12 protein-coding genes are annotated in these 16,272 nt (G+C 65.0%); 10 read left to right on the forward strand and 2 right to left on the reverse strand.

Annotated features, from left to right (window positions below):
* Positions 1-27 precede the first annotated feature (27 nt).
* The 3 genes from NPX02_RS20025 to NPX02_RS20035 are packed head-to-tail and all read left to right on the forward strand — an operon-like array spanning position 28 to position 4,833.
* Positions 28-1,491 carry a substrate-binding periplasmic protein gene (locus NPX02_RS20025; protein WP_260295809.1) on the forward strand — a complete coding sequence of 488 codons (1,464 nt, stop codon included), beginning with the start codon at positions 28-30 and terminating at the stop codon, positions 1,489-1,491.
* Entirely contained in the window at positions 1,478-3,874 is a 2,397-nt protein-coding gene (locus NPX02_RS20030; protein ID WP_260295810.1) for an ATP-binding protein, read from the forward strand. Before NPX02_RS20025 ends, NPX02_RS20030 begins: the two co-directional genes overlap by 14 nt.
* Entirely contained in the window at positions 3,871-4,833 is a 963-nt protein-coding gene (locus NPX02_RS20035) for a GGDEF domain-containing response regulator (RefSeq protein ID WP_260295811.1), read from the forward strand. The genes NPX02_RS20030 and NPX02_RS20035 overlap by 4 nt, the downstream gene beginning before the upstream one ends.
* A gap of 69 nt (positions 4,834-4,902) precedes the next feature.
* Here NPX02_RS20035 and NPX02_RS20040 read toward each other — a convergent pair whose 3' ends face one another.
* On the reverse strand, positions 4,903-5,805 hold the full coding sequence (locus NPX02_RS20040; RefSeq protein WP_260295813.1) for a LysR substrate-binding domain-containing protein: 903 nt from the start codon (positions 5,803-5,805) through the stop codon (positions 4,903-4,905).
* 97 nt (positions 5,806-5,902) lie between these two features.
* Here NPX02_RS20040 and NPX02_RS20045 point away from each other — a divergent pair, with 97 nt between their 5' ends.
* From NPX02_RS20045 to NPX02_RS20065, 5 genes are read left to right on the forward strand one after another with little or no spacing between them, the layout of a single operon-like run.
* A complete protein-coding gene (locus NPX02_RS20045; protein ID WP_260295814.1) occupies positions 5,903-6,046 on the forward strand; it encodes a hypothetical protein in 144 nt (47 codons plus the stop codon).
* A gap of 6 nt (positions 6,047-6,052) precedes the next feature.
* A complete protein-coding gene (locus NPX02_RS20050) occupies positions 6,053-8,233 on the forward strand; it encodes a thiamine pyrophosphate-dependent enzyme (protein ID WP_260295816.1) in 2,181 nt (726 codons plus the stop codon).
* Positions 8,230-9,267 carry an ACP S-malonyltransferase gene (locus NPX02_RS20055; protein ID WP_260295817.1) on the forward strand — a complete coding sequence of 346 codons (1,038 nt, stop codon included), beginning with the start codon at positions 8,230-8,232 and terminating at the stop codon, positions 9,265-9,267. The genes NPX02_RS20050 and NPX02_RS20055 overlap by 4 nt, the downstream gene beginning before the upstream one ends.
* A gap of 1 nt (position 9,268) precedes the next feature.
* The gene (gene amaB, locus NPX02_RS20060; RefSeq protein WP_260295818.1) at positions 9,269-10,768 is read left to right on the forward strand and encodes an L-piperidine-6-carboxylate dehydrogenase; all 1,500 of its coding nucleotides are present in this window, start codon (positions 9,269-9,271) and stop codon (positions 10,766-10,768) included.
* 54 nt (positions 10,769-10,822) lie between these two features.
* Positions 10,823-12,094 carry an NAD(P)/FAD-dependent oxidoreductase gene (locus NPX02_RS20065; RefSeq protein ID WP_260295819.1) on the forward strand — a complete coding sequence of 424 codons (1,272 nt, stop codon included), beginning with the start codon at positions 10,823-10,825 and terminating at the stop codon, positions 12,092-12,094.
* A 195-nt stretch (positions 12,095-12,289) separates the two neighbouring features.
* Here the strand turns inward: NPX02_RS20065 and NPX02_RS20070 are convergent, their stop codons facing one another.
* Positions 12,290-13,084: a spermidine synthase gene (locus NPX02_RS20070; RefSeq protein WP_260295821.1), complete on the reverse strand. Its 795-nt coding sequence runs from the start codon at positions 13,082-13,084 to the stop codon at positions 12,290-12,292.
* Positions 13,085-13,546: 462 nt separating this feature from the next.
* Here NPX02_RS20070 and NPX02_RS20075 point away from each other — a divergent pair, with 462 nt between their 5' ends.
* Both NPX02_RS20075 and NPX02_RS20080 read left to right on the forward strand, forming a co-directional pair.
* Positions 13,547-14,896, forward strand: a complete 1,350-nt coding sequence (locus NPX02_RS20075; RefSeq protein ID WP_260295822.1) for a DUF2868 domain-containing protein — start codon at positions 13,547-13,549, stop codon at positions 14,894-14,896.
* On the forward strand, positions 14,889-16,272 hold a 1,384-nt coding region (locus NPX02_RS20080), incomplete at its 3' end, for a GTPase/DUF3482 domain-containing protein (RefSeq protein WP_260295823.1). The genes NPX02_RS20075 and NPX02_RS20080, both read left to right, overlap by 8 nt.

The following is a 16,272-nucleotide window of genomic DNA, read 5'->3' on the forward strand; positions in this document are numbered from 1 at the left end:
CTGAGTACTAGCGTAGGGAGGTTTGCCATGCACTGGGCCATGCGGCTGTTCCGGACAGCGCTTCTGTTGCCGCTGCTCCTGCCGGCCACGCTAGCGGCACAGCCGTTGCGCGTCTTGACCGAAGAACTCCCTCCTCTCAACTTTACCGAGAATGGTGAAATCACCGGGCTCTCCGTGGAGCTGGTCCGGGAGATCATGCGACGTAATGGACAATCTGAAGCGATTCAGTCCGTCCCCTGGGCCCGTGGCTACCGGGCTGCACTGGAAGAGCCCAACGTGGTGCTCTTTTCGACTACCCGCACCGAGGAGCGGGAGGGACAGTTCAAATGGGTCGGACCCCTGGCGCCCTTCAGCTATGTCTTTTACAAAAAACGCGGCTCACCCATCTCGCTCAGCAACCTGGATGATGCCCGTCAGGTGAAGAGTATCGCCACCTACCGGGACGATGCCCGGGAACAGTTTCTGAAAGAGCAGCACTTCACCAACCTGGACAGCTCCCCCAAGCTGGTGAGCTGTGCCCGAAAGCTGCTGGAGGGAAGGGTGGATCTGTGGCTCGACTCCAACCTGACAGCCCCTCAGGTTTTAAAACAGATGGGCCAGGACCCACAGCAAATTGAGCCGGTACTGGCGGTCAAGACCAATTATCTCTATATCGCGTTTTCGAAACAGACCGATGATGCCATCGTTGCCCAGTGGCAAGCCAGTCTCGACACCATGCGGCAGGATGGGACATTCCGGCGCATTTTTGACAAGTGGCTGCCGGGTCAGGAGCCGCCGCCCCGAACCGCCTTCTCAGCCGCCACCCAGAGCGCGCTAAGCCGGTTACGGATACTCACCGAAGAGTTGCCGCCGGTAAGCTATTACGAAAGGGGCAATCTGGTCGGGCACTCTGCCGGCATCGTGAGAGCCATCATCAGGCGATTGGGGATCAACCAGGCCATAGAGGTCATGCCCTGGTCACGCGCCTACCAACTCGCACTGAAGCAGCCCAACACGGCGCTCTATTCGACTATTCGCAGTAAAAAACGGGAATCCCTGTTCCACTGGGTCGGACCGATCGGCAGCAGTTACAGCCAGCTTTATGCCCGACACGATTTTCAACCGGTCATCCGTACCCTGGACGATGCCCGCCGGGTGGAGAGCATCGGCACCTACCGGGATGATGCCGATGAACAGTTTCTGGTTGAACGGGGTTTTACCAATCTCTATCGGCACAGCGAACCCGAGGCTATCGCCCGCAACCTGATGGCCGGCCGTGTCCAGTTGTGGGTTGGCGGTTCACTCTACGCTCCGTTGGTGATGAAGCAGGCGGGTTACCCCCTCGACCGCCTCAAGCCGGTGCTCACTTTACGTAAAACCAGCTTCTATGTCGCCTTTTCCCGGGATACACCGGAGGTGGTGGTTCAGCTATGGCAGAATACCCTCGACGAGCTGATCGAGGAGGGCTTGGTGTCGCCAATGCAAGCTCCCGGAATCCATGTACCAGATTGAACCGAAAAAGCGCGCGGGGCGCCATTTTCGGGCGCGTCTGGCCTACAAGCTGATCCTGATCGTGGTGCTGGTCACCACCGGCACCCTGGCTGCCTTTGCCATCTGGCAAGTGGGTCGGGTAACCGATGAGATGAGAGCCCAGCTGATTGAAAATGGTCAACGCAGCGCCAATGTGCTGGCCGCGGCCCTGAGCGTGCCGTTGTGGGATATGGACGACAGCGCCGGGCACAGCATCGTGTTAGCCGGGATGAGTGAGCGCCATATCGCGGGGGTACAAATCAGCGAGCCGCCCCGGGAAAATGAGCAGTCTGCCCGTCCCTGGTTGATTCTGTGGAAAGCCTCGACAGGCAAGATCATCGAACAGCCCCCGGTTGCCCCCGGAGCGGATGATCTGTATGTCGAGGCGCCGATTCTCAAGTCCGGCCTGGGGACCACGGCCGGCCCAAAACAGATCGGCCGGGTCGGCATATTTCTCACCATGGATCCGTTGCGTGCCAGCCTGAGCAACACGGTCCGCACTATCGCCACCCAGGTGGTCGTGCTGGATATTCTGATCATCCTGATCCTGATGCTGGTCATCCGGCGTTTTCTGCTGCGCCCCATCGGTCAACTGCGAGCCACCATGGATCAGATTCAGAGCGGCAACCTTAGCGTCCGGGCCGAAGTGAAATCCAGGGATGAATTGGGGGAGATAGCCGACACCTTCAACCGGATGACCGGAGAACTGGCCCGCAAACAGCGGGAATTGGTCGATTATGCCCGCCAGTTGGAGATCTTTAACATCGACCTGGAGGATCGAATCTTGGAGCGCACCCGGGAGTTACAGGGGGCAAAAGAGGATGCTGAATCGGCGGCCCGGGCGAAAAGCGAATTTCTGGCGAATATGTCACATGAGATCCGAACCCCGATGAACGGGGTCATCGGTATGGTCGATTTGCTCAACGACACTCCGCTCTCCCATCAGCAGCGGGCCTACCTGGAGACCATTGATTGCTCGGCCAACTCACTACTGACGATCCTCGATGATGTACTGGACTTCTCCAAAATCGAGGCGGGCAAGCTCGACCTTCATTCAGAGCCGTTTGATCTGCGGGCCACCGCAGAGCAAGTGCTGTTGCTGTTTCACCAGCAGGCCGAGACAAAGCAGCTGGAGCTGAAACTGGATTATCCCGAACAGCTGCAGCGGACATTCATGGGTGACCCGGTACGCGTTCGCCAGGTGCTCACCAATCTGCTCGGCAATGCCGTCAAGTTCACCGAGCAGGGTTTTGTCTGCCTGCACATCACCCAGGCTGAAGCGACTGCCCCGGTTACCTGTCTGGTGGAGGATAGCGGTATCGGTATCCCGGCAGACCGGCTACAGAACATCTTCGACAAATTCACCCAGGCCGACGCCTCGGTCACCCGCCGGTTTGGCGGTACCGGTCTCGGTCTCGCCATTACCCGTCATCTGGTCGACCTGATGGGTGGAGTTATCGAGGTGGAGAGCAGCGAGGGCCAGGGGTCATGCTTCAAGCTGACCCTGCCCCTGGAGGCGACCGACAACCCTGTCCTGCCGGTGATCTCCCGCCATGACGACAATAAACGGCTGCGCTTTGATGCCCGGGTACTGCTGGTCGAGGACAACCGGGTCAATCAAAAGGTGGCGCTCACCGTGCTCGAGCGCTTGGGTTGCCGGGTCGACCTGGCGGAGAACGGCCGGGTTGCAGTGGAGATGGCCAATCAGAGCGACTACGACATTATTTTAATGGATATCACCATGCCGGTAATGGACGGCCTTGAGGCCACCCGAACGCTGCGCGGCGCGGCAGGCCGAAACCAGCGGACGCCGATCGTCGCCATGACCGCGCTGGCCATGCAGGGCGATCGTGGACGCTGCCTGGAGGCCGGTATGAGCGAATACCTCCAGAAACCGGTTACCCGACAAACGGTCGCTACCGTGATGGCGCACTACCTGTCGACCATCACCCCTGCGGATCTGACAGACGAGCCGCGTCCCCGGCAGATCGAGACAGCGACCATACTGGATACGGCGCATCTGCGGACAGCGACCGGCGGCGACCTCGCCCTGATCCGGGAAATCGTCGACATGGCGCTGGCTGACGCACCCCTGCGCCTGCGGGAAATAGGTTCGGCATTGCAGGCGGAAAATCTTGCCAGTGTAGCTGAGCGTTGCCACGCGCTGGTTGGCATCGCCGCCAGTGTCGGTGGTCTGGAGTTGCGCCGCATAACCCAGCAGATGGAGCAGATGGCAGGTCGTGCTGAGCTGTCCGAGACGCGGTTATGTTATCAATCGGTCACCGCCGCCCTGGAACGGTTGTGCCAGACTCTGGACAGCGCCGTCTGGTCAGTCGACCTTCAGCAACCGGTTCGAATGTCATGAGCAAGCAAGATGTACAGATCGCCGGAAGCGACAAATCCCTGCAGGTATTGATCGCGGACGACGAGCGTATTCCGCGGCGTCTGCTGGTGCGGATGGTCGAGAATTGGGGTTACCAGGCCGTTGAGGCTGAAACCGGGCTGGAGGCCTGGCAGATATTGAGCCAACCCGAGCCACCGCGAATAGCCATCATCGACTGGCTGATGCCCGGTATGAGCGGTGTCGAAATCTGTCATGCCCTGCAACAGCGCAATGACGCGCCCCTTATTTACACCATCCTGCTCACCAGCAAGAGTGACGAGGCGGCCATGGTCTATGCGCTTGAGCAGGGCGCGCATGACTTTCAAAGCAAACCGGCCAACCCGGCTGAGTTACGGGTACGGCTGCTGGTGGGCAAGCGTTTGATCAACGCCGAAGACCGTCTCAACGAGTCGCTGGCGCGACTGGAACTGATGGCGGCTACCGATGCCCTGACCGGGGTGGCCAACCGGCGTCATTTTTTTCAGCTGGCGGCCCGGGAATTTGCCCGTGCCGATCGCGCCCAGACGCCGATGGCCCTGATGATGATCGATATCGATAACTTCAAGCAGATCAATGACAACTACGGTCATGCTGCCGGCGACAGCGCGCTCCTCCTCCTGGTGGAAGTGTGCCGGAAAGCGCTGCGGGGCAGCGATATCATCGCCCGGTTCGGTGGCGATGAGTTTGTTATCCTGTTGCCCGATTGCGATGTATCCACGGCCATCCGGACCGGCGAGCGTCTGCTGGACAAACTCAGGGCTACCCGGGTGGACGGGGGGGAGCATCCCTTCTGCATCCAGGCAACCGTCGGCATCGCCACCAGCCGCCATGGCGGCGGGCCGAGCGATGATATCGCCGGACTGCTGCATCGGGCCGATCAAGCCCTCTATGCCGGCAAAAAGCTGGGACGGAATCGGGTCGCCGTTTGCGATAGTGAATAGGCTGAGGCCAAGGCCGGCGATGGGGCTACGGGTCCGTAAACCGGCAGATCCGGGGCGGGTCCGCTTAATTTATCCACCGGACAGGGATCCACAAAGCGTCTGTTCCAGCCACTGGGCGAACTTGAGCAGCGGCGCGCGCGCGGGCCGCTCGTTGGGCCACACCAGGTAATAGCTCCCCGCGCTTGTCACCGCCTCACCATGGGCGCAGACCAATCGGCCCGAGCGGATTTCGGGCTGCGCCAGATAGCTGGGCAGCAAAGCGATCCCCAGCCCGTGCACGGCGGCTTGTGCCATGGTGGAGAATTGATCGAAAAGCATGCCGCGCAACCCGGAGACCTGGATGCCGCAGGTGTGGAACCAGGCCTCCCAGGCGTCGGCGCGCGTCTCCAGGTGCAGCAGGGGATAGCGCAGCAGCGCGGCGGGATCGGACGGTGGTTCGGTGAGGAGGTCTGGCGCGCAGACCGGCAGGATCTGCTCGTCGGCAATCGGCAGATAGTCCACGCCGGGCCAGTCCCTGAGGCCGAAGTGGATGGCCGCGTCAAAGTCGGCGGTGCGAAAATCGAAGGGCTTCAGCCGTGTCGACAGATTGACCGAGACCTCGGGATGGCGATCGGCGAAATCCTTCAACCGGGGGGCCAGCCAGTGCATGCCGAAGGCGGGCAGGATGGCCAGGTTGAGGCTGCCCCCCGTTGGATTGGCCTTCAGTTTCAAGGTCGCCCGCGACAGGTCCTGCAGCAGGCCGCGGACGATCCCGCAGTACTCGGCGGCGGCCGGATTGAGCTTCAGGCGGTTACCGTCGCGCTGGATCAAGGGGACGCCGAGTTGCGTTTCCAGTACCTTCAACTGACGGCTGATGGCGCCGTGTGTCAGCGCAAGCTCCCCGGCAGCGGCGGAGGCGCTGCCCAAACGGTCGACGGCCTCCAGTGCGAGCAGGGAGCTGAGGGAGGGCAAGAAGCGGCGCGGTCCTATCATGTGAGTTTTACTCAATAAGCTACCATTATTTATCGTTAGACTAGCGCAGGTAATGGGATTACAAAAGGCGTACCACCAGTTGCTCGGGGGCTGTGCCTTGACCAAAATACACAGTTCGACGCCTTTTCTCTCCGCGCGCCGAAGATCGGCGGCAAGCTGTCGCTGCGCCTCCTTCAGCAATGAGATAGTCATGGATGAGGTCGATGTGCCCGAGAAGGCGCTACTGCCGGGTGCAAAGTGACGCCTTATGGATAGAGCCGAGATCGTGCACAACAACTTCCTGCGCCGGGTCGCGGCGCGGGATCTGCCGGAAGGCAGCGCGCCCGATGGGTCGCTGACGGCCGTCGATGCGGTGCAGATCTACCGCGCGGGTTGTCTGAGCCGCGCCCTGGATCGGCAGAGCCGGACGCTGCAGAAGGCGGGGCAGGGTTTTTACACCATCGGCTCCTCGGGGCACGAGGGACTGGCCGCACTGGCGCTGGCGCTGCGGCCGACCGACATGGCCTTCCTGCACTACCGCGACGCGGCGTTCCAGATCGGGCGCGCCACCCAGGTACCGGGTCAGTCCATTGCCTGGGACATGCTGCTGAGCTTCGCCGCTTGCGCGGAAGACCCCATCTCGGGTGGACGCCACAAGGTGCTGGGTTCCCGGGCGCTCAACATCCCGCCCCAGACCTCCACCATCGCCAGTCACCTGCCCAAGGCGGTGGGTACCGCCTACTCCATCGGCGTGGCGCGGCGCCATCGTCCCGAGCACCAGGCACTGCCCGACGACGCCATCGTCTACTGCTCGTTCGGCGATGCCTCGGCCAACCACTCCACGGCCCAGGGCGCGTTCAATGCCGCGCAGTGGACCGCCTATCAGTCGATTCCCCTGCCGCTGCTGTTTGTCTGCGAGGACAACGGCATCGGCATTTCGACCCGCACGCCGCGGGGCTGGATCAGCGCCAGCTTCAGCCAACGCCCGGGGTTGAGGTACTTCTTCTGCAACGGGCTGGATATCTATCAGACCTACCGCGTAGCCACCGAGGCGGCGAGCTATGTGCGGCGGCAGAGGAAACCCGCTTTCCTGCATGTGGGCACGGTGCGCCTCTATGGGCACGCGGGCGCCGATCTGCCCACCACCTATCTGCCGCGCGAGGTGGTGGAGGCGGAGGAGGCCAACGATCCGCTGCTCCATTCGGTGCGGCTGCTGGCACAGGCCGGTGCGCTGACGCCCGCGGCCGCGTTGGCGGTCTATGAAGAGACCAATGAGCGAGTCGCCCGCATCGCCGCCGAGGTGGTGCGACGCCCGCGGCTGCGCAGCGCCGCAGAGGTGATGGCCAGCCTCGTGCCGCCGCCGCGGCGTTGCACGCCGGTGGGGCGGCCTGGCACCGCCACGCGCGCGGCGGCCTTCGGCGGCCGCCTGGAGGCGCTGGACGAGCCGCAGATCCTCTCGCGCCTCATCAACTGGACCCTCACCGACCTGATGCTGGAGTACCGCGAGATTGTGCTCATGGGCGAGGACGTGGGGCGCAAGGGCGGCGTCTACGGCGTCACCCAGAAGCTGCGCGAACGCTTCGGCGCCGACCGGGTGATCGATACGCTGCTTGACGAGCAGTCCATCCTCGGGCTGGCCATCGGCATGGCGCACAACGGTTTCATCCCCCTGCCCGAGATCCAGTTCCTGGCCTACCTGCACAACGCCGAGGACCAGCTCCGCGGCGAGGCGGCGACGCTGCCGTTTTTCTCCAACGGCCAGTACAGCAACCCCATGGTGGTGCGCATCGCCGGCCTGGGCTATCAGAAGGGATTCGGCGGCCATTTCCACAACGACAACTCGCTGGCGGTGCTGCGAGACATCCCCGGCGTCATCCTCGCCTGCCCCTCCAACGGTGCGGACGCAGCGCGCATGCTGCGCGAGTGCGTGCGCCTGGCGCGCGAGGAGCAGCGGGTGGTGGTGTTCCTGGAGCCCATCGCGCTCTATCCCATGCGCGACCTGCACGGCGAAGACGGCGGCTGGATGAATCTCTACCCGCCGCCGGACGAGCGGATCCCGCTGGGCGAGGTGGGGGTGCATGGAGGTGGAGAGGAGCTGGCCATCGTCAGCTTCGGCAACGGTTACTACCTGTCGCGCCAGGCGCAGCGGCGCCTGGCGGAGGCGGGGATCAGGACGCGGGTGATCGACCTGCGTTGGTTGTCGCCGCTGCCCGCCGATGCCCTGGTGGAGTCGGTGCGGGGGGCGCGGCATATCCTCATCGTGGACGAGACCCGGCGCTCGGGCGGCCTCGCCGAGGCGCTGATGGCGCTGTTCACCGAACGCACCCGGGTGCCGCTGGCGCGGCTGACCGCCGAGGACAGCTTCATCGCCACCGGTCCGGCCTATGCCGCGATCCTGCCGTCGGCGGACACTATCTTCGCGGCGGCCATGAAGCTGGTGCGGTCATGAAAACCGCCGTGGTCATCTGCCCCGGACGGGGCACCTATAACAAGAGCGAGCTGGGCTACCTGCAGCGCCATTTCGGCGACCGGGCGTTGTTGGAAACCTTCGACACGCGGCGTACGGCGCTGGGGCAGGAGACGTTGTCGGCGCTGGACGGCGCGGCCCGCTATGCGTTGGCCACCCACACCCGGGGCGACAACGCCTCGGCGCTGATCTACGCCGCGACGCTGGGCGACTTCCGCGCCATCGACCGTGAACGGATAGAGGTGGTGGCCGTGACCGGCAACTCCCTGGGCTGGTACTCGGCGCTGGCCGTGGGCGGCGCCCTGTCGGCCGAGGCCGGTTTTGAGGTGGCCAACACCATGGGCACGCTGATGCAGGAGGCGCTGATCGGCGGTCAGCTCATCTACCCCTTTGTGGATGAGGAATGGGTACCCGACGTCGCGCGCAAGGCGCAGCTGCTGGCACAGGTGGCGGAGATCGACAGGCATGCCGACCAGGTGCTGGCGCTATCCATCGACCTGGGCGGTATGCTGGTGCTGGCCGGCAACGAGGCGGGGCTGGCCGCGTTTGAGCAGGCCGTGCCGCCGCTGCAGGGGCGCTTTCCAATGCGGCTGGCCAACCATGCGGGCTTCCACTGCGCCCTGCAGCGGCCGGTGGCGGAATGCGGCCGGGCAAGACTGGCGCCGGAACTGTTCGGTCTGCCGCGACTGCCGATGATCGACGGGCGCGGCGCCATCTGGTGGCCGGGCGCCACCGATACCCAGGCGCTGTGGGACTACACCCTGGGCCATCAGGTCGTCGCGACCTATGATTTTAGTCAGGCGGTGCGCATTGCCGCGCGCGAGTTCGCGCCCGACCTGTTCATTGTCACCGGCCCCGGCTCCACGCTGGGCGGCGCGGTGGCGCAGGCGCTGATCCTGGCGGATTGGCGCGGCATGCACGGCAAGAGCGATTTTCAGAAACGGCAACAGACGGATCCGGTGCTGGTCTCCATGGGTATGGAGGAGCAGCGCAAGATAGTCACGACGGGAGTGTGAGATGAATCATCAAGAGATCCTCCAGGCAGCGGGCCTGACCGAGAGCGACCTGAGCGGAGGTACCCTGGCGGTGCACTCGCCCATCGACGGGGCGGAGGTGGCGCGGGTGGCGGAGACCGATCCGGCAGACATGCCCCGGGTGATCGCCCGGGCGCAGCAGGCCTTCCACGCCTGGCGTCAGGTGCCGGCACCGCGTCGCGGCGAGCTGGTGCGGCTGCTCGGCGAGGAGCTGCGCAACGTCAAGCAGGCGCTGGGCGCGGTGGTGACCCTGGAAGCGGGCAAGATCCTCTCCGAAGGGCTCGGTGAGGTGCAGGAGATGATTGATATCTGCGATTTCGCCGTCGGCCTGTCGCGCCAACTCTATGGCCTGACCATCGCTTCCGAACGCCCCGGTCACCGCATGATGGAGAGCTGGCATCCGCTCGGTCCCTGCGCGGTGATCAGCGCCTTCAACTTCCCGGTGGCGGTCTGGTCCTGGAACGCGGCGCTGGCGCTGGTGTGCGGCGACCCGGTGATCTGGAAACCGTCCGAGAAGACGCCGCTCTCGGCCATGGCCTCCATGCGGGCCATGCAACGGGCGCTGCAGCGCTTCGGCGATGCGCCCGACGGGCTGGTGCAACTGGTGATCGGCGGTCCCGCCGTGGGTGAGGCGCTGGTGGAGTCGCGCGAGGTGCCCATCGTTTCGGCCACCGGCTCAACGCGCATGGGGGCGATCGTCGGACCCCGGGTGATGGCGCGCTTCGGCCGGCCGATCCTGGAACTGGGCGGCAACAACGCCATGATCGTCGCCCCGTCGGCCGATCTGGATATGGCGGTGCGCGCCATCGTTTTTTCGGCAGTGGGGACGGCGGGCCAGCGTTGTACCTCGCTGCGGCGTCTCATCGTCCACCACTCGATCCGTGCGGAGTTGGTGGGGCGTCTGACCCAGGCCTACGCCAGCCTGCCCGTCGGCGATCCGCGTCAGCCCGGTACCCTGGTGGGGCCACTCATCGATGGTGCCGCGCGCGAGCGCATGCAAGCGGCGCTGGCGCAGGCCGGGACGGAGGGCGGTCGCGTCCACGGCGGGCGGGCCGTCACCAGCGACGTACCCCGGGGCGGTGCCTACGTGGAGCCGGCCATCGTCGAGATGCCGGCCCAGAGCGACATCGTGCGTAGCGAGACCTTCGCGCCCATCCTTTATGTCCTCGGCTATGAAACGCTGGGGGAGGCCATCGCGCTGCACAACGCTGTGCCGCAGGGGCTCTCCTCCTGCATCTTCACGCTCAACCTGCGCGAGGCGGAGACCTTCCTCTCCGCCACCGGTTCCGACTGCGGCATCGCCAACGTCAACATCGGCCCCTCGGGCGCCGAGATCGGCGGGGCCTTTGGTGGCGAGAAGGAGACCGGCGGCGGACGCGAGAGCGGTTCGGATGCCTGGCGCGGCTATATGCGACGCCAGACCAACACGGTGAACTTCTCCGCCGAACTGCCACTGGCGCAGGGGGTGAAGTTTGACTTCTAGCCCGCATCGCTTGCCAGTGAGCGGATCGGCGGCCGCAGCAGGAGGGGGTGAGTAATGGGGACCAAGGTGACCGGCAACCTGTGGGAGTCCACCTGCCGTGAGGCCGTCCACGCGCCGCCCCTGGCGGGCCGCAAGACGGTCGACCTGGTGGTGATCGGCGGAGGTTATACTGGCATGGCCGCGGCGCTGGAGGCGGCACGCGCCGGCGCCGGCGTGTGCCTGATCGAGGCAGCGGAGATCGGCCATGGCGGATCGGGGCGCAACGTGGGCCTGGTCAACGCCGGGTTATGGCTGCCGCCGGAGGCGATCCTGAAATCCCTGGGTGATGGGGAGGGCGAGCGGCTGCTGGCGCACCTCGAGGCCGCGCCCGAGCGCGTCTTCAATCTCATCGAGCGCTACCGGATCGACTGCGAGCCGGTGCGCAACGGCACCCTGCACTGTGCTCACTCGGCGGCGGGTCTGCGCGATCTCAACAACCGCTTGCGCCAGCAGCAGGCGCGCGGGGCCCCCGTCACGCTGCTCGATGGCGGCGAGACCGCACGGCGCACCGGGGTGTCGGGATTCCACGGGGCGCTGCATGACGCACGGGCGGGAACCGTACAGCCGCTGGCGCTGTGCCGCGGGCTGGCCCGTGCCGCGCAGGAGGCCGGCGCCAGCGTGCACGCCCACAGCCCGGTACTCCGGTTGGCGCGGGAAGGGGCGGCCTGGGTGGTGGAGACCGCAGAGGGCGCAGTGTCGGCCCGGTCACTGCTCCTGGCGACCAACGCCTATCACCGCCTGGCGGCGGGTGTGCCGGCACCGCAAAGCGTCCCGCTGTACTTCTTTCAGGCCGCCACCGCCCCGCTGGATGAGCGCGAACGGTCGGCCGTTGTGCCCGGCGGCGAAGGGTGCTGGGATACCGCCATGGTGATGTCCTCCTTCCGCCTCGATCGGGCCGGACGCTTGATCATCGGCGCGATCGGTAACCTGGAGGGGCCAGGTGCCAGGGTGCATGCGGATTGGGCGCAGCGCAAACTCGCGCAGCTCTTCCCCCGGCTGGGACACCGGCGGTTGGAATCCGCCTGGTGCGGGCGCATCGCGGTGACCGGTGATCACATTCCGAAGATCGTCGATCTGGGTGGGGGCTATTGCTGTTTCGGTTACTCCGGCCGCGGGATCGGGCCGGGTGTCACCTTCGGCACCCTGGCCGCACAGGCGCTGTTGCGGGAGGACGCGACACTGCTGCCGATTTCACCGGTGATCGGCCATCGCGAACGCTGCGTCGCCGTGCGCCAGGGCTACTACGAAGCCGGGTCCATTCTCATGCACACCATAGCGGCCCGCTGACCGGGCGAGGTCAGCGGGCTGGATCGCCCAGCTGCTTCAACCACGTCCTACAGCAAGACCTCGACGGCGGCACCGGCGGCCAGTTGTGCGGCCTGCCATCAGGCCAACGCCGAAAAGGATATGATGTTTACCCAGTTCTATCCGATCCTGCAGTAGTCTTAGAGCGGATTCGCCGGGATGTTCCGACGAATCCGCTCAATCCTCGCCGTTACACCGTGCAAACCGGAACGCCTGGCGATTCTCGTGCAGCAGCGAGCGGGCATGCTTGCGCAGCGGTATCTGCATGCGTTCCCCCAGCTCCGTGGCCGCCTGGATAAACGGTTTCTGCCGCAGGCGCGGTATCCCGCCATCGAAGGCAAAGGCGATGCAGTTGCCGTCCGGGATGCCGAGGGTGACCACCTGTTGATCAAAGGCCACCTGCAGCGCCTCGTTCAGGGCGTGGTGGGTCAGGCTGCTCTTCATCCAGTAGTTGCAGACCAGTATCCCGCCCGGCTTCAGCGCACCGCGGCAGGCGGCCAGGAAGTGCAGCCGCGCCTGCAGTTCGTTCATCCCCTCTCCCATATAGAGATCGGTCAGCATCAGGTCGGCCGGGGCGGGGTGACGGTTCAGGTACTCCCAGGCGTCGGTCACATGCAGGCGCAGCCGCCTGTCGTCGGGCAGTGAGAACCACGCCTTCGCCAGTTCCACTACCCGGGGACGCAGCTCCACCGCGTCGATGCGGCAGTCGTGTTGATGGGTCAGCACCGCCTGGGCCAGTGCCCCGGCCCCCAGGCCCAGCAGGGTGCAGTGTCTGGGGGCCTTGAGCAGCAGGAAACCGAGCATCATCACCTGGGTGTAGTGGTGACAGAGCCGCGCTGGCTGGTGGATGTCGATGCAGCTCTGCTCGATCGTGTTGCCGAAACAGAGCATGCGGCGGTCGGCGTCCTGGTGTACCGAGAGACTGCCCCATTCGTCGTGGCAAAGATGCAGCGGTGGTCCGATTTCGGGCATGGCGGGAATGCTATGGAAATAGTGTGCAGGGCGTGTGCGAGGATGGTAGCAGGTTCCGGTAAAGGTCGGGGTAATTTTACCCACGGCGGTCCTCGACGGGGCTTTGTGTGGTATTGATAGTTCACGGAATATGAAATAGTGTCCGGTGGCATAATGAAATTATCGGGGTAACTACTCACGGGTGATTGGCCTGCCTTGCCGGCCTCACACGATGGCTTGTCTCCTCGAATCCGGCCCCTTTTTCAGCGCCTGCCCAAACTCGCTTCGCTCAAACAAGGGCAGGCTTGAATCTGAAAAAGGGGCCGGATTCGAGGCGCCATCAAGATCGGCCAACAAGGCAGGCCAATCACTTACAAGCCGGGTGAGTGGTTACTTATCGGGTTGATACGACCCTTGGGACGAGGCCGTTCCGGATGACGAATCCGTCTCGTTCCCGGGCCATGCGGCGCTTATGGAAATAATGTGAGCATCTGGGAAAAAAGTCTCCTGCTGATCCTGCTGCGCCGGCATCTGGAGACCGAGCGCACGGTCGATTGGCAGACCCTGCACCGGCGCGATCGCGGCTGGGCCCTGACCCAGCCGGGACAGGCCCCCTGGCCGCTGTTGCGCAACTGGCTGCGGCAGTGGGGGAGTGCGCCGGTCGGCGGCGGCACCCTGTTTGTCTATGGGACCAGTGTGGTGGCCCTCCTCTGCGGCTTCGCCCTGATGGCGGGGCTGCTGGCGTTTCAGCCCCTGCAGCGAATCAACCTGCTCTGGTTCCTGCTGTTTGCCGTGTTTCTGCCCCTGATCTGGTGGTTGCTGGCGCTCTTTTTCAGTTCGGCCCAGGTGCCGTTCCCCCTGCGCACCCTGTATGAACACCGCTTGCCGCCAGGGAGTTTCCTCAGCGTCCTCCGGCCGTTGCTGAAGCAGACCGTGGTGGCCCTGGGGCAGCAGTTGTCGCTGCTGTTTGCCGGCGGCATGCTGATCGCTTTCCTGCTCTACCTGGCGCTGACCGATCTCGCCTTTGGCTGGTCCTCGACCCTGGATCTGGGCAGCGGTCTGATCCACCGGATCACCGGCATCTTGGCCTGGCCTTGGCAGGCGCTCTGGCCGGCGGCGGTGCCCTCCCTGGAGCTGATCGAACAGACCCACTACTTCCGCGCCGCCCCGCTGGTGGCCGAACAACCCGCCCTGTTCGGCCAGTGGTGGCGGTTTCTGCTCATGTGTCTGCTGGTGTACGTCGTGTTGCCCCGGCTGGCCAGCACGGCCCTCTCACGGTTGCGTCTGAGCCGGATGCAGGGGCGGATGCGTGACAACGACGCCCTGATCGGCGGGCTCTGGCAGCGGCTCAGCAGCGGCCTGGTCGAGCAGGAGGCGGAGCCGGTGGAGCAGCGCGAAGCGACGGATGCCGTTACCGCGAGCGAACGGATCACGGGCCGCTATGCACAGATCGTCTGCTGGGGCGTGTGGCCGGAAGAATTGCTCGGGCCGCTGCGTCAACAGCTGGCGGCGGAGGGTAGCGGGACACACTGGTTTGACATCGCCGACGCGCCGTCCACGGAGGCGGCTTTGGCAGCGCTGGCCGAGCTGGCGGATCAGCCGCTGCTGTTGCTCTGCAAGGGCTGGGAGCCGCCCACCGGCGAGCTGGCCGATCTCTGCGAGCTGCTGGCGGCACGGCGCAGCCGCCTGTTTCTCTGGCCGGTACCCCTGGCCGGGATGAGTGCGGCACGCCAACGCAACCTGATCCTCTCCTGGCAACCCTTCATATGCCAGATCCCGGACCGCTTTCAGTTGATCAGCGGGGGGCTGGCGGATGAGGTCACCGATGGCTGAGCATCCGGTCATGGCGGTGGTGGGACACCCCAACAAGGGCAAATCCTCGGTGGTGGCCGCGCTGACCCAGAATGATCAGGTGAAGATATCGCCGCTCTCCGGCACCACACGGGTGGCGCAGCACTTCACCCTGAAGCTGGACAACCGCACCGTTTTCGAGCTGGTGGACACGCCGGGCTTCCAGCGCGCCGGGCAGTGCCTGGCCTGGCTGAAGGAGCCAGCGGTGGCCGCGGACCGGCGGCCGGCGCGGGTCGCGGCGTTTGTCGAACAGTTCAGCGGTACCCCCCGGTTTGTCGATGAAGTGGAGCTGCTGACTCCGATCGTCAGGGGCGCCGGCATCATCTATGTGGTGGATGGTTCGCTGCCCTACAGTCCGGAATACGAGACCGAGATGGAGATCCTGCGCTGGACCGGCCGACCGCGGCTGGCGCTGATCAACCCGATCGGCGGCGACCAGTATGTGTCCCAGTGGCAGCAGGCGCTGAATCAGTATTTCAGTCTGGTACGGCTGTTTGATCCGCTGCATGCCGGCTTCGACCAGCACCTGCAGCTGCTGCGCACCTTCGGTGAGCTGGAGCCGCACAAGGGGCGCTCATTCGGCCAGGCGATTGAACAGCTGGAGGGTTACCGCAAGCTGAAGTTACGCCAGGCGGCCGGCATCATCGTGGAGAATCTCTATCAGTTGCTCGGCTACCGGCAATCGAGCAGCCGGCTGGAACAGGCCGCCCGGGAGCAGCTCGCCGCCCTGCTGCCGGACGAGATCGCCCGTTTCAACCAGCAGTTGAACCGGATGGAGCGGGAGGGCCAGCAGCAGCTGGAGGCACTGTTTCTCTACCACCGGCTGGAGTCGGATCTGCACCGGCTGGAGGTGCACCAGAGCGAGTTGATGGACACCTCCCAGTGGTCACTCTGGGGGCTGGAAAAAAACCAGTTGGTGCTGGTCAGCACCGCTGCCGGGGCGGCCCTCGGGCTGTTGGCCGATGCCGGTCTGGGGGGCGCCTCGCTGCTGACCGGCGCCATCGGCGGCGGCGTACTGGGCGGCCTCTCCGGCTGGTTCGGCGTGGACTGGCTGAAACAGCATCTCCCGCCCTGGCTGCAGTACAGCGCGGAACGGCATCTGCTGGGCCCGGTGAAAGATCCCAACTTCGCCTTTGTGATCCTGGGACGGGCCCTGAGCCATGCGCGGGCCATGCTCACCCGCACCCATGCCGACCGCGAGCGGCTGGCCGTTGAGGACGAGGGGGGCAAGCGCATGCGGGCGCTGGAGCTGAAGACCCAGGTACGGCTGCTGAAGCAGTGCCGTCAGCTGCTGAAGCAGGGACCGCAGGGACGGGCGGCGGACGGGTTGCGGGAGTGGGTCTACCGCCAGTTGACGG

Source organism: Sedimenticola hydrogenitrophicus (genome assembly GCF_025175675.1).
Lineage (GTDB): Bacteria > Pseudomonadota > Gammaproteobacteria > Chromatiales > Chromatiaceae > Sedimenticola > Sedimenticola hydrogenitrophicus.

What these genes read in the sequence shown, in the direction of transcription:
- NPX02_RS20025 (WP_260295809.1), top strand. Translation starts at nt 28, where the DNA reads ATGCACTGGGCCATGCGGCTGTTCCGGACAGCGCTTCTGTTGCCGCTG.
- NPX02_RS20030 (WP_260295810.1), top strand. Translation starts at nt 1,478, where the DNA reads ATGTACCAGATTGAACCGAAAAAGCGCGCGGGGCGCCATTTTCGGGCG.
- NPX02_RS20035 (WP_260295811.1), top strand. Translation starts at nt 3,871, where the DNA reads ATGAGCAAGCAAGATGTACAGATCGCCGGAAGCGACAAATCCCTGCAG.
- NPX02_RS20040 (WP_260295813.1), bottom strand. Translation starts at nt 5,805, where the DNA reads ATGATAGGACCGCGCCGCTTCTTGCCCTCCCTCAGCTCCCTGCTCGCA.
- NPX02_RS20050 (WP_260295816.1), top strand. Translation starts at nt 6,053, where the DNA reads ATGGATAGAGCCGAGATCGTGCACAACAACTTCCTGCGCCGGGTCGCG.
- NPX02_RS20055 (WP_260295817.1), top strand. Translation starts at nt 8,230, where the DNA reads ATGAAAACCGCCGTGGTCATCTGCCCCGGACGGGGCACCTATAACAAG.
- amaB (WP_260295818.1), top strand. Translation starts at nt 9,269, where the DNA reads ATGAATCATCAAGAGATCCTCCAGGCAGCGGGCCTGACCGAGAGCGAC.
- NPX02_RS20065 (WP_260295819.1), top strand. Translation starts at nt 10,823, where the DNA reads ATGGGGACCAAGGTGACCGGCAACCTGTGGGAGTCCACCTGCCGTGAG.
- NPX02_RS20070 (WP_260295821.1), bottom strand. Translation starts at nt 13,084, where the DNA reads ATGCCCGAAATCGGACCACCGCTGCATCTTTGCCACGACGAATGGGGC.